Annotated in this window: 18 protein-coding genes, 1 tRNA gene and 1 pseudogene; 11 read left to right on the top strand and 9 right to left on the bottom strand. The window is 62.6% G+C overall.

Annotation, left to right across the window (positions count from 1 at the left end):
- Positions 1-111 precede the first annotated feature (111 nt).
- The 5 genes and pseudogenes from V2I30_RS03155 to V2I30_RS03135 all read left to right on the top strand — a co-directional run bounded on the left by V2I30_RS03155 (position 112) and on the right by V2I30_RS03135 (position 4,517).
- On the top strand, positions 112-1,158 hold the full coding sequence (locus V2I30_RS03155; RefSeq protein WP_330660613.1) for a ribonucleotide-diphosphate reductase subunit beta: 1,047 nt from the start codon (positions 112-114) through the stop codon (positions 1,156-1,158).
- Between the two features lie 14 nt (positions 1,159-1,172).
- On the top strand, positions 1,173-2,141 hold the full coding sequence (locus V2I30_RS03150) for a pentapeptide repeat-containing protein (protein WP_330660612.1): 969 nt from the start codon (positions 1,173-1,175) through the stop codon (positions 2,139-2,141).
- Between the two features lie 356 nt (positions 2,142-2,497).
- Positions 2,498-2,683, top strand: a pseudogene (locus V2I30_RS03145) (DUF1294 domain-containing protein); the annotation flags it as partial.
- Between the two features lie 1,075 nt (positions 2,684-3,758).
- The gene (locus V2I30_RS03140; protein WP_330660611.1) at positions 3,759-4,076 is read left to right on the top strand and encodes a hypothetical protein; all 318 of its coding nucleotides are present in this window, start codon (positions 3,759-3,761) and stop codon (positions 4,074-4,076) included.
- Between the two features lie 105 nt (positions 4,077-4,181).
- Entirely contained in the window at positions 4,182-4,517 is a 336-nt protein-coding gene (locus V2I30_RS03135) for a hypothetical protein (protein WP_330660610.1), read from the top strand.
- Between the two features lie 105 nt (positions 4,518-4,622).
- Here V2I30_RS03135 and V2I30_RS03130 read toward each other — a convergent pair whose 3' ends face one another.
- Positions 4,623-5,081, bottom strand: coding sequence for a DUF4870 family protein (locus V2I30_RS03130; RefSeq protein WP_330660609.1), 459 nt, complete (start codon positions 5,079-5,081; stop codon positions 4,623-4,625).
- Positions 5,082-5,234: 153 nt separating this feature from the next.
- Between V2I30_RS03130 and argB the strand changes: the two genes are divergently transcribed.
- The 5 genes from argB to V2I30_RS03105 all read left to right on the top strand — a co-directional run bounded on the left by argB (position 5,235) and on the right by V2I30_RS03105 (position 8,907).
- Positions 5,235-6,173 (top strand): acetylglutamate kinase, encoded by a 939-nt coding sequence (gene argB / locus V2I30_RS03125; protein ID WP_330660608.1) that lies wholly within the window; start codon positions 5,235-5,237, stop codon positions 6,171-6,173.
- Between the two features lie 140 nt (positions 6,174-6,313).
- Positions 6,314-6,610 carry a YggT family protein gene (locus V2I30_RS03120; protein ID WP_330660607.1) on the top strand — a complete coding sequence of 99 codons (297 nt, stop codon included), beginning with the start codon at positions 6,314-6,316 and terminating at the stop codon, positions 6,608-6,610.
- Positions 6,607-7,500, top strand: coding sequence for a bifunctional methylenetetrahydrofolate dehydrogenase/methenyltetrahydrofolate cyclohydrolase FolD (gene folD, locus V2I30_RS03115; protein ID WP_330660606.1), 894 nt, complete (start codon positions 6,607-6,609; stop codon positions 7,498-7,500). The genes V2I30_RS03120 and folD overlap by 4 nt, the downstream gene beginning before the upstream one ends.
- On the top strand, positions 7,497-8,264 hold the full coding sequence (locus tag V2I30_RS03110; RefSeq protein ID WP_330660605.1) for a hypothetical protein: 768 nt from the start codon (positions 7,497-7,499) through the stop codon (positions 8,262-8,264). Before folD ends, V2I30_RS03110 begins: the two co-directional genes overlap by 4 nt.
- A gap of 16 nt (positions 8,265-8,280) precedes the next feature.
- Entirely contained in the window at positions 8,281-8,907 is a 627-nt protein-coding gene (locus V2I30_RS03105) for a MarC family protein (protein ID WP_442896893.1), read from the top strand.
- Between the two features lie 10 nt (positions 8,908-8,917).
- On the opposite strand, the gene V2I30_RS03100 is transcribed toward V2I30_RS03105, so the two are convergent.
- Positions 8,918-9,529, bottom strand: a complete 612-nt coding sequence (locus V2I30_RS03100; RefSeq protein WP_330660604.1) for an LON peptidase substrate-binding domain-containing protein — start codon at positions 9,527-9,529, stop codon at positions 8,918-8,920.
- Between the two features lie 13 nt (positions 9,530-9,542).
- Positions 9,543-10,475 (bottom strand): tetratricopeptide repeat protein, encoded by a 933-nt coding sequence (locus tag V2I30_RS03095; protein WP_330660685.1) that lies wholly within the window; start codon positions 10,473-10,475, stop codon positions 9,543-9,545.
- Positions 10,476-10,727: 252 nt separating this feature from the next.
- Here V2I30_RS03095 and V2I30_RS03090 point away from each other — a divergent pair.
- Positions 10,728-10,802: transfer RNA gene (locus V2I30_RS03090), tRNA-Gly, on the top strand.
- Positions 10,803-10,937: 135 nt separating this feature from the next.
- Here the strand turns inward: V2I30_RS03090 and V2I30_RS03085 are convergent.
- The 6 genes from V2I30_RS03085 to V2I30_RS03060 all read right to left on the bottom strand — a co-directional run bounded on the left by V2I30_RS03085 (position 10,938) and on the right by V2I30_RS03060 (position 20,651).
- On the bottom strand, positions 10,938-12,314 hold the full coding sequence (locus V2I30_RS03085) for an MFS transporter (protein WP_330660603.1): 1,377 nt from the start codon (positions 12,312-12,314) through the stop codon (positions 10,938-10,940).
- Between the two features lie 4 nt (positions 12,315-12,318).
- Complete coding sequence (locus V2I30_RS03080; protein ID WP_330660602.1) at positions 12,319-14,412, bottom strand: TonB-dependent receptor; 2,094 nt, start codon at positions 14,410-14,412, stop codon at positions 12,319-12,321.
- A 171-nt stretch (positions 14,413-14,583) separates the two neighbouring features.
- Positions 14,584-15,237: a GntR family transcriptional regulator gene (locus V2I30_RS03075; protein WP_330660601.1), complete on the bottom strand. Its 654-nt coding sequence runs from the start codon at positions 15,235-15,237 to the stop codon at positions 14,584-14,586.
- 152 nt (positions 15,238-15,389) lie between these two features.
- A complete protein-coding gene (locus tag V2I30_RS03070; RefSeq protein ID WP_330660600.1) occupies positions 15,390-18,725 on the bottom strand; it encodes a TonB-dependent receptor domain-containing protein in 3,336 nt (1,111 codons plus the stop codon).
- An 18-nt stretch (positions 18,726-18,743) separates the two neighbouring features.
- Positions 18,744-19,505, bottom strand: coding sequence for a hypothetical protein (locus V2I30_RS03065; RefSeq protein ID WP_330660599.1), 762 nt, complete (start codon positions 19,503-19,505; stop codon positions 18,744-18,746).
- A gap of 144 nt (positions 19,506-19,649) precedes the next feature.
- Positions 19,650-20,651: a sterol desaturase family protein gene (locus V2I30_RS03060; protein ID WP_330660598.1), complete on the bottom strand. Its 1,002-nt coding sequence runs from the start codon at positions 20,649-20,651 to the stop codon at positions 19,650-19,652.
- Between the last annotated feature and the right edge of the window lie 74 nt (positions 20,652-20,725).

Here is a 20,725-nt window from a genome sequence, read left to right as displayed (position 1 = left end):
TTCGACTCGCATTTTGCACGCTCTATCCCCAGCCGCGTGACCCCGCTTGCCTTCGAAAAGCCGGCATGATTCCCTATATGAGTCGTTCAAGCGAACCGAAGGAAACACAAGATGTCGTTGCTCGAAGCCCGCAAGACCTACAAGCCGTTCGAATATCCCTGGGCTTACGAGTTCTGGAAGCGGCAACAGCAGATCCATTGGATGCCCGAGGAAGTGCCCCTGGGCGAGGATTGCCGCGACTGGGCGCAGAAAATCACCGAGCACGAGCGCAACCTGCTCACCCAGATCTTCCGCTTCTTCACTCAAGCCGATGTCGAGGTGCAGGATTGCTACCACGACAAATATGGCCGCGTGTTCAAGCCGACCGAGATCAAGATGATGCTCACCGCCTTCTCCAATATGGAGACGGTGCACATCGCGGCCTACAGCCACTTGCTCGACACGATCGGCATGCCCGAGAGCGAATATGCCGCCTTCCTCGATTACGAGGAGATGAAGGACAAGCACGATTACATGCAGCAATTCGGCGTCGACAATGACGAGGATATTGCCCGCACGCTCGCCATGTTCGGCGGCTTTACCGAGGGGCTTCAGCTGTTCGCGAGCTTCGCCATGCTGATGAACTTCCCGCGCTTCAACAAGATGAAGGGCATGGGCCAGATCGTCAGCTGGTCGGTGCGCGATGAAAGCCTGCATTGCGAAGGCATCATCAAGATGTTCCACACCTTCTGCGAGGAGCGCGACTGCCTGACCAAGGCGGTGAAGGAAGACATCATCGACATCTGCCAGAAGACCGTGCGCCTCGAAGACGCCTTCATCGACCTCGCCTTCGAGATGGGCCCGGTGAACGGCATGACGGCCAAGGAAATCAAGCGCTACATCCGCTACATCGCCGACTGGCGCCTCAAGCAGCTGGGCCTCACGGAAATCTACATGGTCGAGGAGCACCCGCTCCCCTGGCTCGCCCCGCTTCTGAACGGCGTCGAGCACGCCAACTTCTTCGAAACCCGCGCGACGGAGTATTCGAAGGGCGCGACGACCGGCAACTGGAACGACGTGTGGTCGAGCTTCGATAAGCGCCAGAAGGCGAAGGCTGTGAACGAGGACGAGGCCGAGGACGGCGGTCCGGGTTTGTTTGGGGTTGAGGCTGCGGAGTAGGTCCAGTCTGATAGGTGGCGGACCCGACCGATATAGCGGCGCTCAATGCCGGAGAAAAAGACCTCGTAAATGCTGATTTTCGCGGAGCAACCCTTGCCGGCTTGTCCCTAAGTCACAGAGATTTCTCCGGCGCGAAATTTGATCATGCGGAACTCCCGCGAACGAACTTGCGGCGCTCAATCTTGACACGCGCAAGCTTCACCCAAACAAACTTGAGCGGCGCAAATTTGGATGGCTGCATCGCCACGTCAACGAGCTTCGTACACACGAATTTTGATAAAGCTGTCCTTATCAACGCGAGCTTGCGGGGCGCGATATTCAACAACTCGAACCTTTGCCAAGCTGACCTGCGCGGAGCTGATTTGCAGAATGTTCGGTTGGTGGAAGATAACGATCTGACGGGAGCAGTCGCCGACGAAACCACACGATTTGATGGCGCTCACGTGCTGCGGCCAATGATAAAGAATCCGGTCTTTAGGTTTTACAGACTCGAGCGAGGTCGGCTGATCCGAAAATCCGAAGAAGAAAGTGGTGAGAAGCCGGACGCCTCGAACATAGAGCTTGCAAGATTAGGGGCTCGCGAACCAATCATAAGGGCACGAGAAACCCTTGCGTCCATTAGGCAGCAACAAGGTGTGAGTGCCAAAGATGGGTTGATAGGACACAATAATCCGCCCGGTGGATCAGCGCTAACTGCAAGAGAATTAGATGAGGTGGGCTCGGCATTAAATGAACTATCAGCGGAGATTGAGAGCCAATCGCCTAACTTTGACAAAATCGGCGCGGCCAAAAATGTCCTACGAAACACAGGCAATAAGATCATTGAGTGGGTTGGAAAACATCAGAAATTCTTCTTCGAAGAGTTCTTCAAAGAAGCCGGAAAAAACGCCGCGAAACCTCATGTCCTTGCAACAGCGTACTTGATCTTCTCTGGTCAACTAAGTCAGATCATCCAATTGATTACAGAGCTCTTTCCTGTGTGAAAGCGCCTATGTCCTTCAGCGAACTCGGTGTCGGCCCGGTCGTCCGAATCACCGCGCTGGCCGTGATGAATTTCGTTCACGCCGTCCCTAATAGTCACCCCGGACTTGATCCGGGGTCCAGCTTACTTCTGCTCGGCAGTTCCAAAAGGAGCGGGATCCCCGCCTTCGCGGGGATGACGAGGGAGGATGGGGGCGCGCTTTCGGTGGCAAGGGTTCCTCAATTCCTCGCGTGCTAATCCGCCCCCATGCCCTTCAGCGAACTCGGTGTCGGCCCGGCCGATTGGATTACCGCGCTTGCCGTGGTCAATCTCCTCGCCTTTGCCGCCTTCGGTCTGGACTAGTCCTATGCCGAGAAGGGAAACCGGCGCATTTCCGAAGCGACGCTTTTGAACCTTGCGCTGATCGGCGGGATCGGCGGCGCCTATGCAGGCCGCGCGCTGTTCCGGCACAAGACCCGCAAACAGCCCTTCAGCACGCACCTCCACATGGTCGCGGGGTTGCAGCTATGTGCGGGGGCGTTTGTGGTGGTCTATTTCTGGTAGGGTGGGCACCGGTCGTCTTCCCACCGTTCCCCTAAACGTCGCCCCGGACCCTTCGACAAGCTCTGGAGATGCTTGCCTGCCCCCGCGCAGGCGGGGGATCCGGGGCTTGGCTTTCTTCTGCTCGGGGCTGCCAAAAGAAGCCTGATCCCGGATCAAGTCCGGGATGACGTCGGAGGTAGTGGTCCGCTTGCCACTTAATTGCAGACGTTTCGCCGCTCGCCGCGGTGCTCTTTTGAGCCTTCCAACAAAAGAGCGTATCGGTCGACCACGTATTCGAGCCGGACGGCTCCTGGCGCTTCGTCATCTGCGGGTGGCGCACAACGATGCCAAGAACGATATGAGCCACGAGGAATTCGTGGCCCTGTGTCAGCGGGTCGTCGATCATCACCGTTAGCAGACCATCTCGTTACCCCTGCGAAGGCAGGGGTCCAGCTTACTTCTGGCGGGCGGACCCGGAAGAAGCTGGGTCCACGCTCCCGCGGGGATGACTATCTCTCCCCACAACCGTCACCCCGAACTTGCCTGTCCCCGCGCAGGCGGGGGATCCAGGGTCCAGCTCACTTCTGCTCGGCGGGTTCAGAAGAAGCGGGATCCCCGCCTTCGCGGGGATGACGAGTAACGGGCGGGGATGTCAGGAGAAACGGTGCGGATGACTCTTTGGCCAGATATGCCCCGACAAGCCCAAAGAGACGCGGGCGCCGTTTCCTACATGCGGCGCCGCGCGCTATTGCGGGCCGGTTATGCCGATGCGTCCGCTCCCGATCTTCCGCCGCACCTCGCCTTGCCAGACAGGGACGCTCCGCGCCCGGCAGGGTGACACTTTGCCGCGAAAGAGTGACACTTTGGGGCCTAGAGTGACGCTTTTGCGGGCCAGGGTGACACAGTCGGCATTTTCCGCCCAGGACCGTGTTCCACCTGTTCCATCCTGTAGGGTTTGGTCGCACGAACCCGGCCAGCCCAATGCGCGGCGGGTCGGCAGGCGGTGGGCTCGGATCGGCGCTTGCTTAAGGGCGATGCGGGAACCCGACTCCGCGCCGCGGCATTGCATAGGGCAGTTACGTAGGAGGAATCCCCAATGCGCATCCCCTTCCGCAGCCGCACCATGGCTCTCACCACCCCGCTCGCGCTGGCCTTTGCGCTCGCCGCCTGCACCGCCGAGGACGAAAGCGCCAATGCCGGCGTGGACGACATGCCCGAACCCACGATCGCCGAGGAACCCGACACGATCAGCGATCCCGCGATCGTCCAGGCGGTGCCGGGGGTCGATGCGGTCGATCCCGAAGGAGAGGCGTCGAGCAATGCGGAACTGTCCGAAGGCGAGAACATCCTGCCAAGCGGCGAGGACGGCACCCAGCGCGGCGAGGAGCGCGGCCTGCAGCCCGACGAGTATTGAGCCGAAGGGCAATGCGCTTCGGGACGGATGGCTGCGCCGGCGGAACTGCGAGCGGTCCGCGGCGTTGATTGGGCAAACCTGACACGACAAACCCAAGGCTTACCAATGCGTCAAACGTTCAAACCCATCGCCGCCTTCCTGACCAGCGCAACCGCGCTGAGCTTCACCCTGGCGGCTTGTTCGACCGAACCCGAAGTGATCGGCGAATCGCCCGCCGAGGACGGCAGCGTCGTCTCCGCCGACGCGCCCGGTATCGGCGTTCCCAACCCCGAAGGCGATGCCAGTCCGGTGACCGCCGTGCCGGGCGAAAACGCCTATGGTCCCGAAGATACAAGCGAGGACGAAGCGCCCTCGGGCGCCGAGCCGACCAACGACATCACCGCCGACAGCGCGATGCCGGCGAGCAGCGCGACCGCCAACGAGACGACGACGACCGACTAGGTTTCGCCCTTTCCTACAAAGACAAGGGCGCGGTATGGCGACAAACCATACCGCGCCCTCGTCGTGTTCGGTTGCGAGTTTAGATGGCCGTCTTAGAGAGCCGTGTTAGAACGCCAGCGTGTTCGGATCCGCGATCGGCTCGCGGCGCTGCGCCTTGATGAGGCTCATGACGCTGCGAATGCCGACCCAGACCGCGATGATCGGATAGAGCAGGAACCCGATCAGCACGAAGCTGAGCACCAGCGCCACCAGGCTGGCGGCGAAGCCGATCCAGAAGGTGCGGATGAGATAGGTGAAGTGCGAGGCGGCCCAGCCCTCCCGGTTCTCGCCCTGCCAGACGTGGGCAAGGACGATGCCGACCAGCCCGCTGATCCCGGTCACGAAGCTGCCGAGATAGCACAGCGCGATGATCGTCGGCTGGTTGAAGTCGAAGCCGGTCGTATTGGCCGGGCTGCTGCCGGAAGGCCCGGTGCTCGGCGGGTGGCTCGAACCGGGGGCGGCGCTGCGCGTATCGGTGTGCGTGGCGGCCGGGTCCGCCTCCTGAGATTTGGTCCGGTCTTCCATGTGTGATCCCCTTGCATGTTTGATCGCCCACGATGCAGTCTACGGATCGTACCCGCCGCGGCAAGCCCCTTCGCTGCGCCGCACCCTTCCAACCCGTCGGCCGAACGTCTAAGCGCCCCACATGATGCGCGAGCCAACGAAGAGGGAAATGCGATGACGTCGCAGGAACAGAGCGGTGCTATCGCAGGCTCGCCTGCCAACGGGACGCGCGACCTCGCCAAGGCCGAAGTGCTGATCGAGGCGCTGCCCTACTTCCAGCGCTATGCCGGGCGCACCTTCGTCGTCAAATATGGCGGCCACGCGATGGGCGAACCGCGCGCCGCGCGCGACTTCGCCGAGGATATCGTGCTGCTGAAGGCGGTCGGCATCAATCCGGTGGTGGTGCATGGCGGCGGACCGCAAATCGGCGAGATGCTGGGCCGGTTGGGGGTCGAGAGCACCTTCGTCGATGGCCTGCGCGTCACCGACGAGGCGACGGCGAAGGTGGCCGAAATGGTCCTGTCGGGCGCGATCAACAAGGAACTGGTCGGCTGGCTCCACCAGGCGGGCGGCAAGGCGATCGGCGTATCGGGCAAGGACGGCAAGCTGGTCACCGCGCGCAAGGTCGAGCGCACCACCCGCGACAGCGACAGCCTGATCGAACGCGTCGTCGACCTGGGCTTCGTGGGCGAACCAGAGCATGTCGATACCAGCCTGATCGATACCGCGGTCGCCGCCGGGATGATCCCGGTCATCGCCCCGATAGCGGGCGGCAGGGACGGCGCGACCTACAACATCAATGCCGACACCATGGCCGGCGCCATCGCCGCCGCGCTGGGGGCGGCGCGGCTCTTCTTGTTGACCGACGTTGCCGGCGTGCTCGACAGCCAGGGCGCGTTGCTGCCCGAACTCACGCCCGCGGACATCGCCCGTTTGCGGGAGGAGGGCACGATCAGCGGCGGCATGGTGCCGAAGCTGGAAACCTGCGTGGCCGCGGTCGAAGCGGGCTGCGAGGCGGCGGTGGTGCTGGACGGACGGGTGCCGCACGCCATGCTGCTGGAGTTCTTCACCGCGCGCGGCGCCGGCACGCTGGTGCGCCAGGCGGCGGTATGAAAGAGGGGCGGGAGCGGCTGGCCCGCATGATGCGCCTCGATCATTGGCGTATTAGCTGGATAATACGGCTACGAGCAACTACATCCATTTGCCGACCGGCTAAGGCGGCTTTCTGAACACAAGGCTTCGAGACAGGATACATGCAAGGACTTTTCGCCCTCTACGAGATCATCGAGCTGCTGGTGCAGGTCTTCGTGATGCTCATCATCATCCAGTTCGTGATCGGGCTGCTATTCGCCTTCAACGTCGTCAACCCGTCGAACGACTTCCTGCGCCAGGTCTACGAATCCATCAATCGCCTGCTCGATCCGGTCCTGCGCCCGATCCGCAATGTCATGCCGCAGACCGGCGCGCTCGACCTCTCGCCGCTGGTGCTGATCGTGGGCGCGCAGATCGTGCTGATCGTGCTGCGCAACATCATCACCGCCGCTGCATGAGCGCCGAGCGGATCGACGGCAAGGCGTTCGCCGCGAAGCTGCGCGAGCGGGTCGGCGCGCAGGCGAACACCTTTGCCGAGCAGACTGGGCGCAAACCCGGGCTTGCCGTCGTGCTGGTCGGCGAGGATCCCGCGAGCGAGGTTTATGTCCGCGCGAAGGGGAAGGCGACCATCGCTGCGGGCATGGCGAGCTTCGAACATCGCCTTGCCGCGGATACCGACCAGCAAACGTTGATCGATCTGGTCGAAAGGCTGAACGCGGACGAAGCTGTCGACGGCATTCTTGTCCAATTGCCTTTGCCGAAACATCTCGACGAGAAAGCTGTCATCGCAACGATCGACCCGAATAAGGACGTCGATGGCATCACGCCGACGAACGCGGGTCGACTGGTTCTCGGCATGGATACGCTTGTGTCATGTACGCCTCTGGGATGCCTGCTTTTGCTGCGCGACCTTTTCGACGATCTGAGCGGTCTCGATGCAGTGGTGATCGGACGCTCGATCCTGTTCGGCAAACCTATGGCACAGCTGCTCCTTTCGGAAAATTGCACCGTAACGATGGCGCATAGCCGTACGCGTGATCTCAAGAGCTTGCTTCGACGCGCGGATATCGTGGTGGCTGCGGTGGGGGTGCCCAATCTGATCCGTGGCGACTGGCTCAAGCCGGGCTCTGTCGTACTCGACGGTGGCATCAATCGGCTCGACCCCGAACCGGGCGAAGCGAAGGGGCGGATCGTGGGCGACGTGGCCTATGATGAAGCGACGGAACATGTCCGCGCCATCACGCCCGTTCCCGGCGGGGTGGGGGCGACGACGATCGCGGTCCTGCTGCGTAACACGCTGGTTGCCGCCTATCGCAATGAAGGACTTGAGGTTCTGCAAGACTTATGAAAACCGCCGCCAGCCTTACCTTGCTCGCAATAGCGACCTTCGCGCTCGCGGCATGCGGGCCGAGCCGCCCGAGGGGTCCATCCGACACCGTCATCGCCCGCGCGCTGAAAACCGCGCCCGGCGCGGCGCAGCCCAGCGCCATCGTCAAGACCGAAATCGCCTTCGCCCGGGCCGCGCGCGAAGAGGGGCAATGGACGGCACACGGCAATTTCGCAGCTCCGGGCGCTGTCATTCACGGGCGCAGCGGACCGGTTGCGGCGGAGGCGCTGTTCGCGAGCCTGTCCGACCCCGCCGAGCCCGTTCAATGGGGGCCGCGCGCGGTAGTCATGAGCTGTGATGGGGCGCTTGCGATCAGCCAGGGACGCTTTCGCAATCCGCAAGGGCTGGTCGGCAATTACGTGACCGTCTGGGAGAGGCAGGCGGATGGGACCTATCTCTGGGTCTACGATGTTGCCGGGCCGGATGTGCCGCAGCCTCCGCCGCGCCCGCAATTCGAGGATGGCGACATCGTCGTCACCGCGATCGACGCGGTCGAAGGTCTGGTCGCGACCTGTCCGCGACCGGGCAGTCCGGTGCCGCCCCCGCCATCCGCATCGCCGCTCGCCGAGCGTCCGGGCGATGTGCGCCAATCCCCCGACAGCACCTTGCGCTGGCGCTTCGAACATCGTGGAACGGATGCGAAATATGTCGTCGCCGAATATCACTACGAAGGCGCATGGGTGACGGCGATCGAAGAAAGCCTTGCATCGACGCCGGAAGGGTGATGGAGGGCGCGCTGCCATGCTGCCCGAACTCTTCGTCTCCGCTTTCATCACCCTGTTCGTGGTCATCGACCCGCCGGGCTGCGCCCCGATCTATGCCGGGCTGACCAAACACGCGACCAACGCGCAGGCCCGCATCATGGCCCTGCGCGCGACGGCCATCGCGGCGGTCATCCTCCTCATTTTCGCGTTCTTCGGCGAAGACCTTCTGGCGGCGCTCCACATCGAGCTCGACAGTTTCCGCATCGCGGGCGGGCTGATGCTGTTCTTCATCGCCTTCGAGATGGTGTTCGAAAAACGCACCCAGCGGCGCACCGAACGCGCAGACAAGGTCAGCGCGAGCGAGGTCGAAGATGTGTCGGTCTTCCCGATGGCGATGCCGATGCTGGCGGGGCCGGGCGCGATCGCGGCGATTATGTTGCTGATGAACGAGGCGGCAACGCCGGCCGAAACGGTGGAAGTGTTCGCAGCGCTCGGCCTGGTGCTCGCCATCACCGCCGCCGCGCTGGTCGCTGCCGGACCGCTCATCCGCCTGCTCGGCGACAAGGTCGAGGCGGTCATCACACGGCTGCTGGGCGTGCTGTTGGCGGCGCTGGCCGCGCAATATGTGATCGACGGGCTGCGCGGGGCATTCGGGGCGGGCTAGGGCCCCATGCTTATTGCAGCGTGGTGATCTCTTCGCTCGGATCGCCGCGGCCGAAGAACTGCATCAGCTGGACCAGCAATTCGCAGCGGTCGGTAAGGCTGTCCGCTTCGAGCAGCGCCTGTTTCGAAGCGGGATCGAACGGCGCGATCTGCGAAACGCCGTTGATCAGCGACTGGTCGTCCAGCCGCTCGACCGAATCCCAGTCGACGCTATACCCCTGCGCATCGGCGAAAGCGCGCGCCTCGCGTTCGAAGCCGCCGCGCTGTGCATGACTCAGTGTCTCGTCCGCGTCGTCCTCGATCAGATCGCCCTCGACCTGGCGAAAGGCGGTGGCCACATCGAGCTCACGGCGGAGGCGGAAGCGCGCATGTCCTTCCAGGATCAGGTTGTAGCGCCCGTCATCCATCGCCTCGATCTCGCCGATCCGTCCGACGCAGCCGACCTTGTAGAGTGGCGCGCCTTCGACAGCGCGCTGAGGCTGGATCATCGCGATCCGCCGATCGCGCACCAGCGCATCGCCTACCAGCGCGCGGTAACGCGGCTCGAAGATGTGAAGCGGCAATTGCAATCCGGGAAAGAGGATCGCGCCGGGTAGCGGAAAGATCGAAAGGCGAGTGGACATGGGCGCTCAGGCTCTATCCGAAAAGAATTTTCGATAGTCGCCGGCGAGTAGCGACGACCCACTCGTCCTCGAGCCCGGTCGCCTCGAAAATCTGCAGCAGCTTGGCGCGCGCCGCGCCCTCGTTCCATTCCCGGTCCCGCTCGATCATGCCAAGAAGCGCGTCCGCGGCAGCGTCGCGCTGGCCAGCGGCGAAGGCGGCTTCGGCATAGGCGAACTGCGCGTCCATATCGTCCGGCGAAGCGGCCGCAGCGTCGCGCAGGGCCGCCAGCTCCCCCTCGTCGACCTGTATTCCGGCGAGCTCGATCGCGCTCTTCGCCGCGGCAATGGCCGGATCGCCCGAAAGCCGCGGATCGGCTTCGACAGAGGCGAGAACCTGCCGCGCCTCGTCGACCTGCTCCATTGCGACGAGCGCGCGGATCAGCCCGGCATGCGCGGCGGCGTTGTCGGGCGCGAATTCGGTGACTTGCGAAAAGATGCCCGCCGCACGCTGCGCATCGCCATCGCCGAGTGCGGTCTCGCCCATGGCCACGAATTGGTCGATCTCCTGCGGCGAAGGACCCTGCTGTCCCGCCCCGCCGCCATCGGCGCCAGCCTGGACTGGCAGTTGCGCCAGCAACTGATCGAGGAGCTGTTTCAGTTGGCTCTCCGTACGGGCATTGGTGAGATCGGCGACCGGCTGGCCCTGGAACATCGCGTAAACCGTGGGGATCGACTTGACCTGAAACTGGCCGGCTATGAATTGCTGCTCATCGACATTGATCTTTGCCAGCACCACACCTTTTTCGGCATAGTCCGCCGCGACCTTCTCGAGCACCGGGGTCAGCGCCTTGCACGGCCCGCACCATTCGGCCCAGAAATCGACGATGACGAGTTTCGTCTGCGAGGGATCGACGACCTCCTTGCGAAACGTCTCGACGGCTTTCTGTTCTTCGATGTTCAGACCCATACTGGCCAAGGTCGTGCTCCTGTCGTTGCTCCGGACAACCGGCGTGGGGCGCTTCGCCCCGCTTCGCCCCAATGTGGGGCCTATTGCCGACTTGTGAAGCGTAGGGGCGGGCTTGGCCAGCATCGGCGGCGATAAACTGCGATTTTTGGACCTGCGAGGCATTTGGACTTGCGAGCCGGATGCACCGCTGCTAACTGCGCCGCCTCCCCGGCAGAGAATGCTGAACTAGCCACTCTGTCATGGCGCCAGTGAGCGGGCGTAGCTCAGGGGTAGAGCACAACCTTGCCAAGGTTGGGGTCGGGCGTTCGAATCGCCTCGCCCGCTCCATTTTCTTCCAAATCAGCGGATGGCTTTGCTTCTGCGCGGAAAACCGTTGCGCATTCTGCTGCGTTGAAAAGATTGTCGACAGAGACGCGGCGACGGAACGTCCAGCAGGGCTTCGAATTGCGCGTGTGCCTGCCCTCAAGGCGCCGCCCCGAACTGCACGATGCGCGCATTTCGGCGATCGATCAGACTGCGAAGGCGCTCCTGTCGCTTTCTCGTCAGCGGCCAATTCCAAAGCACGGGGATGCACAGCAAAAGGCCCAGTGCCGGCGCCAGCCCGTAGACCCACAACAACACGCCGGCATTCGTGACGCCTTGGGCGCTCGCGGAATAGCCGAAGAGAGCGGGCATGTTGGTGGCCGCCAGCACGCCCAATGCCACCGCGCCCTTGTTCACCATTCCCCAGAAGGCGAAGTAGATGCCGGTGCGTTCCTCGCCGGTCCTGGCCGCATCGAGATCGACGACGTCGGCCGCGATGCCGTTGAGGAGCACGGTGATCGCGCCGAGCGATATCGCCTTGAGAACGGCGAGAACGAAGAAAAGCTCGAACGACGATTGCGCGATCAGCGGCATGAGCAGGCTGATCAGCCCGCCCCATCCCGCCGCGATCGCGACGCTCATATGCTTGGAGGTTCGCCTCGCCAGCCACAGCCAGAATGGGATCGCGGCGACCATGGCGATCAGCTCGGCCAGCAGCAGGACGGGAAAGAGCTGCGCCTCCCCGAACATCTGGTCGAGAATCAACGCGGTCAGCGCGGCGGCGCCGAAGCCGCTCGCGACAAGCACGAGCGACACGAAAAGCAGCCTGCGGTAGGGTCCGTTGCGCCAGATCACCCGGAACTTCGCGCCGAACGACAAATCGCGGCTCGCCTGGCCCGGAGGCCGGGGCTCGCGCAGCGCGGTAAGAGTCAGGAGAAACAGGAGCGGCGTCGCGCAAACGGCGATAAGCGCCAGAACGTAAAGCTGCTCGCCAAGCGACCCCTCTCCCTCGCGCGTAAGAGCGAAGACCGCCACGAGGCCGAGCGCCGTTCCCAGCAGCCCGAAGCCTTCGCGCCATCCCGCCAGCTCCGCGCGCTCGTCATATTGCGGCGACAATTCCGCCCCGAACGCCTTGAAGGGCAGGTCGACGAGGGTGAAGCCGAGATAGAGCAGGGCGGACCATACAAAAACATGCGCTGCGCCCGCATCCTGCGGCGGCACGAACAGCATCCAGGCAGACAGGCACAGCAAGGGCAGCCCCGCGAGGATGACGGGTTTGCGCCGACCGATCGGGGTGCGCAGCCGGTCCGAAAGCCAGCCGATCAAAGGATCGGTGACTACGTCGCTCAGCCGGGTCAGCGCCAGCAGCGCGCCGACGGCTGCAAGCTCGAGGCCTCTTTCCGACGCGTAGAAGGCGGGGATGAACGCGGCAACCGGCAATGTTGCGATCGAATAGCCAAGATAGGGCAGTCCATAGACCGATCGCTGCCATCTGCGAAGGACGCTGGCAGTCCCAGCCGATGCCTCGTCGCTCATCGCTTCAGAACGAGAAGATGACGTCGACGCCGTAAGTGCGCGGCTGACCCGGCCAGCCGATCCGCCCGACATCGCCGAACGGGGCGGCAACGGCGGTGAAGTAATACTCGTCCGTCAGGTTCCGGGCCCAGGCGGCTACCTCGAGGTCGTCCACGATGTTCACGCCGATCCGCGCGTTGAGCAGGCCGTAATCGTCCTGAAGACTGGCGGGATCGATTTCCGCGCCGAGGAAGTGCTCAGACAGATAGGTGTAGTCCACCGCTGCGTAGCTGCCGGCCAGGAGATCGAATTCGTAGCGTGCGCGGATCGATGCATTGAATTCGGGCGCGCGCGAGAGGGGTTCTCCCGAAAGATCGCGTGTTGGCGGGTTCGGCGGAATGGGCGGATTGCCCGGCGCGTCGGGATAGCTGACATAGCGGGTCGGGTTGAAACCGACGGAGCCGGCGATCAGCAATTCGTCGATCGGGGTCCAGTTGAAATCGGCTTCGATCCCGTAGCTTTCGGCCTCTGCCGCGTTGCGCACCACGATCTGGTCGCCATCGAAGTCCGAGACCTGCAAATCCTGCACGAGGGTGTAGAAGGCCGCGATATTGACTGCGAGACGCCCGTCGGGGGTAACAGCCTTGACGCCCGCTTCCCAGGAGTCGGCCGTTTCCTCTTCGAATTCTGTGCCGGAGAAATCGGTGATGTCGCCTTCGACGGTCGCCGCGTTGAAGCCGCCCGATTTGAACCCCCGGGCATAGCGGGCGAACAGGGTGACGAAGGGCGAGGCCTCGTAGGTCACGGTCAGCGTGGGCGAGAGATCGGTTTCCGAACGCGCCAGCCGCTCCTCGTCCAACGTCGGAATGTCGAGCCCGCTTTGTGAGGTCACGACGTCCCGGTCTTCGGCGGTGTAGCGAAGTCCCGCCGCGATCTGCAGCCTGTCGGTCGGCTGCCAGCTCAATTCGCCGAACAGGGCCATTGACGACGTGTTCTGGAGGAACGGGCGCTGGCGCACTAGCTCAAAATCGATGAGCGCTGGGCCGATGACCGTTTCGGTCAACTGGTCGAGTTCGCTGTCGAGATAGAACGCGCCGACCACGAAATTGAACGGCCCGGCAAAATCCGAAGCCGCGCGCAATTCCTGGGTGAACTGGCTTTGCGTCTCGATCTTGCCCGACTGGATGAATTGCGCGGGCGTGGTGTCGAAGTCGAAGACGAGGTCGAAATCGAGTTCGCGATAGGCGGTGATCGATGTGATCGTGATGTCGTCGGAGGCGGTGAGATTGGCGGTCAGCGTGTAGCCGTAGCTCTCCCGCGCGACGACCTCGTTGTCGTTCACCGCATTGCGATAGTCGCGCGGATTGGTGTCGCCCTCGAGCAATCCGGTGAGCGGGCTGAGGATGAAGAAATCCCCCGTCGTTCCGTCCGCATCATCTTCGTAATATTCGACCGTGCCGGTGATATCGAGTGTGGGGGTCGGCTCGACACGCAGCTTGGCCCGGACCCCTTGCGAATCCGTGCGGCCGAGGTCCTCTCCGTTGACCGTATTGGTGGTGAAGCCGTCGCGCCGGTGGACAAAGCCTGATACGAGCCCGCTGACCTGGTCGCTTATCGGAACATTTACCCAGCCGCGCACGCGCCGCTGATCGAAATTGCCGATCGTTGCATCGACCCGGCCCTGGAACACGTCGCTCGGCTCGCGGGTGATGATGTTGATCGCGCCGACGGTCGTGTTCTTGCCGTAGAGCGCGCCTTGCGGTCCGCGCAGCACTTCGACCCGTTCGATATCCGCCAGTTCGGTCGAATACATTTCGGGCCGCGCGAGATAGACCCCGTCGAGGAAGACGCCGACGCTCGGGTCGATACCGCCATTGGACGTGTTGGAGGTGAGCCCGCGGATCGAGATGGTCGTGAATTGCGGGTTGAAGTCCCAGCTGGCCACGAGATTGGGCGTATAGAGCGAGATATCGTCGAGACCTTCGACATTGGTCTCGAGCAATTCCTGCTCCCCGAAAACGCTGAGCGAAATGGGAACGTCGCGGGCCGATTCCTCGCGGCGGCGGGCGGTGACGATGATCCCCGGCCCCACAAGTTCGTCCGCTTCGGGCGAAGGCACGCCTTCGGTGTCCTGGGCAGGCGACTCTTGAGCAAGGGCGGGTGCGGACAAACACGAAAGCGCAACCCCCGAGGCAAGCGCGGCAAGTCCGGTAGATGCAAGGTTCCTCATGGTCTCTCCCTTCAATTCGCGGCCGCCGGCTGGGTATCTGTTATGTCCGGTGGCCCCTTTTCATTCCTCCGCGAGAACGCCTCCTCTTGCGGCAAGGATATGGGCGCGCATGACCGCGCAAGCTCGCTCCGGATCGCGCGCGGCGATCGCCTCGGTCAGTTCGCGATGCTGGGCGCAGCTGCGTTCGAGAGCGCTACGGTCGTAATCGGTGAAGCTGCGCAGCATTACCGAGGCGTCCAGCAATCTGCGCGCCGTGTCGTGGAGCGCCCGGCTGCGCGCGGCACTGAGAACCGTGTCGTGAAATTCGCGGTTTATGTTGGCGATTCGGGCAAGAGCGCCATCACCGAGCGGGAAATCGCCCGCCTTTGTCACCATCTCGTCCATCGCCTCGACGAGCTGTGTCAGGGCATGAAGATCGCCCTCGCTGCGGCGCTGCGCGGCGAATTGTGCGGCCATTCCTTCGAGCGTCGCGCGGACCAGGAAGAGGTCCGGCAATTCGTCGGGCTTCCACGTGGTGACCACCGCGCCCGAATTCGGCGTGATCGAGACGATACCGTCGCTTTCGAGACGTCTCAGCGCCTCTCGTATCGGCGTGCGCGACACTTTGCACAAACGTCCGAGATCGGCCTCGCGCAACCTTTGCCCGGCGAGCAGATCGCCTTCCATGATCGAACGGCGGATCACATCGTAAGCATTCGACGACGCCTCACTCATAGCGCAACATGCAGGCCCGACCTCTCTGATGTATACAATCGGCTGTGCTACGCTAACTTAAGGCATTCTTCAACCGACGATTGTATACGACTTGGCGGCGAACCGGGTGCGGTGGCGTCGGGCTCCGCTGCCGGATCGCCCCGGCAGACTTCTCAGAATAAAGCGCGCACGCCGAGGAAGAAGGACCGTCCGATCGGGTTCACCGGATAGGCACGCTCGGTAATGAACGGCTTTTCGTCGGTAAAATTGTTCACCCCGCCAAACACTTCGAAACGATCGTCGGAGAAGCTGTAGGACGCGATTAGATCGTGAATGAAATATTCGTCGGCAAAGCCCACCTCGCCGAACTGAGCATCGACGGTCTCGATTTCGACATCGCCGAGCGTCATTTCGCTCAGATATTGCAGCGTGTAGCCAAGGCTGAAGGAGCGGAACGCCCAATTCACGGAGGCGCGGCCGGACCATTCCGGTCTTCCGATTTCGCCCAATTCGGGATCGACATTCGTGTCGTCGGTCGGATCGAAAAAGAAGTCGACCTTGTCCACCCACGAGCCGATCGCGGATAGGCCTATATCGTGCTCCCCGATCGCGAAGCCGTAGCTGATCGCCGCATCGATGCCCGCCGTCTCGATGGCCACGAAGTTGATCTGTTGCTGGGTGAAGGAGTTGAAGCCCAGAAACTGCGCCGAAGCCGGGTCGCGGTTGCGGGTGAAGGAGCTGCAGAAATCGTTCGGGAAGGTGGCGCTGTCGTAGCAATTGTCGACGACGTCCTGCGGATCGGGCAGCGAAATCGCATCGCTGATGTCGATCTGGTAGTAATCGACGGTGACGTTGAGCCCGGGAACGAAGCGCGGTTGCAACACCACGCCGACGGTAAAGGTGTCGGCGGTCTCTTCCTGCAGGTCGGGATTGCCCGCGATCGTGCCGGTGAAGCGCGCACTGAGCGGATCGGAAAAGCCGACCGGGATGCCGTCCGCCCGGCAATTGGCGATCCGGTTTTGAATGTTGGGATCGCCGTCGGCCTGGAGACGATCGATCTCGGTCTGGTCGCACGGATCGAAGGGGCGAAAGCCCACCCCCTGCGGCGGAGCGAACAATTCGGAAATATTCGGCGCTCGCACCGCGCGAGAGAAGGTGCCGCGAAAGCGGACGTCCTCGACCGGCGAATAGAAGCCGTTCACCGCCCAGGTCAGCACGCCGCCTACGGTCGAATAGTCGCCGTAACGCGCCGCCCCTTCGAGCCGCAGCTCGTTGATGCCCGGCACATCTTCGACCAGGGTGGTTCCGATCTCGCCGAAAATCTCGAAGACGTCGAATTGCCCGCCCGAATTGGCCTGAAAGACGTCCGGCGGCGTCGCGAGCGAATCCTGCGGAAAGATCCGGTTGCCGTCGGCATCGAGAATGTCGCCGACGAATTGCCCCGCCTCCCCGTCGACGGTGGTCACCGGTAAAATACCGCGGACCAGCGGATCGAACTGGGAAAAGCTGCGCTCGTCCCGGTATTCCAGGCCGACGACGAAATCGATCGCGTCATAGGGCAGGTTCAGAAACGCTCTGGTGTCGCCGGTCAGCAAACCCTGAATGACGAGCTGTTCGGTCTCGAAGCGGTTGATCGTCGTCGCGGTGATGAAGTCGACCGCTTCGGCGCTGATCGAGTTTACCCCGAACAGATTGGCGGGCGCGCACTGACCTTGTCCGGGCTCGAAGGTGAGGTAGCCGAACTGGCCGGTGGGGATCCCGAAGATGGTCGAAGGCGAGCGGACCGTCGGATCGAGCTCGCTGCGGCAGACCGGGTTGCCGCTGGCATCCGTCGTCACGTCGATCGCCGCGAAGAACCGGTCGAGCAGGACGTTGTTGTTGTTCGTCTCGACCGTTTCGTAGCGCCCCCAGTTGACCGAAGCGTCGAAGGTGATCGTATCGCTCAGCTCGCCGTTGATGCCGCCGACGAACCGGTAAGTTTCGGCTAGATTTTCATCGATGTTCGGTCCGAGATCGGTCGGATCGCGGGTGATGTAGAGCCCGCCCGCATTGTCCGCCACGCCTTGCAGCTGGGTGGGAATGAACGGATTGTCCGGGGCGACGAACAGAAGATCGTAGAAACTGTTCTGGACGGTGCCGAAGGTCGTTTCCTGCCGGACATATTTGCCCTCGAAATAGACGTTCGCATTGTCCGAGATGTCGTAATCCGTGAGAATATTGATCGCGAAACGTTCGATCTCGGGCACGAGAAAGGCGTTGTTGTCGAAGATCACCTGATTGCCGCCGAACGCGTTGAAGTCGCTCGCGATTAGCCCGTCTTGAACGACTTCCAGACCGTTCTCGGTATTGATGTAGCACCCTCCGGCGAGACCGAAGGCGTTTGCGAAATCGAACAGGCCGTTGAAGCCGGTGAAGCTTTCGAGGCAGTCGCTTATGCCGTTACTGTTGATGTCGGTTTGGGGATCGAGGAAGTCGGCGGGAATGATCACGCCGCCGGCAGAGGTGATCTGAAACTGGTATTGCGATCCGATGAAGCGCGTTGGCGCGTTGACTGCCCGGTCGATCAGCGCCTGTTCGGCCGCGGTGGGTGCGACACCACCTGAGAAGATCGCGTCGAAGTCCGAACTGCCGGGCTGAGGGATGCGGAAGCCGAAGGGGAACCGACCGTTTTCGGGGCGGTAGAAGGCGTTGAAATTGGGCGTATCCGTGCCGCCGAGATCGCCCTGTTGAAAGCGCAGGAAGGGGTTTGGTCCGTCGGCGCTGATATTCCCGTCGCGATATTGCTCGCGGTCGCCGAAACGCAGCCCGTCATCGCGGCTGTAATCCGCCGCGATCACGAAATTGCCGCGATCGTCGCCGAAATTCTTGCCGAATTTTCCGAACAGTTCGAACCGCTCGCCGTCGCCATTGTCCGAGATACCGCCGCGCGCGCCGACCTCGACGCCGTCGAAATCGTCCTGCAGGACGAAGTTGACCACCCCGGTAACGGCATCCGCCCCATACACCGCCGAGGCGCCTCCGGTCAGCACCTCGACGCTTTCGATCAGGGAAGGCGGGATCGAGTTGACATCGACGATCGCGCTTTCCGCTACGCCCGCAACATGGCGGCGGCCGTTCACGAGAACGAGGGTGCGCTGCGCGCCAAGCCCCCGAAGGTTCAACGTCGCCGCGCCGATCGACGCGCCGGAATCGAGTTCGCCGGGGTCAATTGTCTGTGCGCTGGTGACCGAGCTTGCCAATGCGGGTATCTCGCGCAGTCCCTCGGTAACGTCCGCGCCGCCCTGCAGCGCTTCGGCGGTAATGGTCACGACGGGCGAGGCGGAGCCAAGATTCGGATCGCGCTTCAGCCGTGAACCGGTCACGACGATGTCGTCCCCGTTCGGCGTATCCTGCGTCGCTTCGATATCCTGAGCGGCAAGCGGCGATGCCGAAAGTGCCGTTGCCGAAACCGACAGCAAGGATGCCATCAGAACCGCGTGGCGAGATGTTGCGGGACGATCGGTGGTCATGAAATTTCCCCCTTTGCGCTAAATTGTCCTCCTCTCCCGGTTCTCGTTGACTGGCGCGGCTTCTGCGGCCGCGTCTTTGGGCGTCTTGTCGGAATCGTCCCGCTGATCGAAGCTTTCGCGCAAGCGAGGCCCTTCGGGCGTCGCTACGAAGCCTCCGCGCAGGGCGGTTCGCAAGGTTCGCCGGAGAAGGTAGGGCTCGAGCACGCGGCCCACGGCGAAGATGACTATGAACATCACGGCCAGAACCGCGCCGGGTATCCAGTCATGGGCTTCCTCCTCGTCCTCCCCTTCCTCGGCTTCGCGGCGCTCCTTTTCCTCTTCGGTTTCGGGCGCGGGCGCGCCCAGCATCTGGTCGATCCAGTGCAGTTCGCGCGGGGGCTCCGCCTCCTCGCTTTCTTCCTGCGCGCTGCGATCGCGATCGGGGTCAACCGGGTCGAGCGTATTCAGGCCCATCGCGAGCAGCGCCATCCCCGCGAAGAATAGCGGAGCGAGAAAGCAGACCCACAAAGCGGTGCTGCGCACATCGTAGGCGAGCGCGGGCGCGCCTTCCCTTTCGGTCACGGTGAGGGTGCCGCTGGTAAAGGTCGCCAGCTTGTCCTGCGCGGCGGGGTTGGCCTTGGAATAGGTCAGCGTGTCGCCGGCGATATCCACCTCGGTCCCCGGGGTCTGGAACAATGGATCGAGGCGTTCGAACACCTGCGAAGTAGAAAGATCTTCTTCGAGTGGCAGAGAGCTTCGCACGCGCCAGATGCGCTCGAAAAGGCGAAGCCCCCCGCTCATTCCTCGATCGCGATCCTGAATGTCATTCTCGTTTCCAATCCATCTCGTCGCCGGGCAAAGCTTCCCCGTTCCCGCAAGCGCGGGTCATCCGATCCAGCCTCTCGAAATGCCCCACATTATCTGGGACGGCAGTCGATCGCCGACTTATTCCGCCGGCTCTACTTCGCCCTCTGGTCCTGCCTTTGCGCGGTTGCCGAACCGCGTTTTCATCGTTTTCATGCCCTCGCTGAAGGGGAAGTGCATGGTCTCTCGAATATCCATGCGCCGTCCGCCTTCCATGCCGAGCTTTTCCGCTTCGCCGTCGATGCAGGTTCCGAACATGCGATCGAAGATGATCCAGTTCGCGCCGTAATTGCTGCGGGTCGCCTGGTAATCCTGCGAATGGTGAACGCTGTGATGTTCCGTCGTGTTGAAGATGTAGCGCCACCAGCGCGGCGTGTTGAAGCGCACGTTGATGTGCTGATAAACGCCCACGGTCATTCCGATCGCGCCGGCCAGGAGGAAGGCGCGGGGAATGAAATCGAAAAAGCCGCCGACACCCAGGCCGATCAGGACGAGTTCGATCGGATGCCCGACCGCGCCCTTATTGATGTTCAGCTGTGTGATGTAGTGATGCGGGGCGTGGGTCAGCCACAGCGGATACCAATTGTGCATCCCGCGGTGCATCCAGTACTGGCCGAATTCGAAGATCAGCGAGATCGCCAGCGCCTGCACGATCAGGGGCATTGCCAGAAACCAGGCGAACTTGTCCCAGTCGAACGCTCCCTGGACGGCCGAAGTTATCACATCGGCACCGAAATAGGCCTCGATCATGCGCACGACGGTGTAGCCCATGCCGACATAGAACACGTCGGTGGCGAATTCCTTCCACGTCAGCTTCCAGCTGTCGTAGCGCGGATTGATCCACTCCAAACAGAGCAGGAAGATTTTGAAGACGATCCCGAAAGCGAAGGCGGTGGAGGCCACGGCCCATTCGTTTGGCGCCCAGTAGAAAAAGGCGATGGCGCCGAAGAGCATGGCGGGCTGGAAATAGGTGAAGAAGGCGCGTTTCAGCGGTCCTCCTTCGACGCGTCCGATATTCTCCCAGCCGACGATGACGGGGGCGTCCGCTCCGATTATCCGGTTGCCGACTTGCACACCTGCCATCGTAAGTTCTCCATGATCTGCCGACCCCAGTTGCCGCAAACCCTTCGCATGCAGCACGACGAAGTGCCGCCGGA

Source organism: Erythrobacter sp., assembly GCF_036351135.1.
GTDB lineage: Bacteria > Pseudomonadota > Alphaproteobacteria > Sphingomonadales > Sphingomonadaceae > Erythrobacter.
Note: the sequence above shows the minus strand (reverse complement) of the source record. Positions and strands in the feature narration are given on the sequence as shown.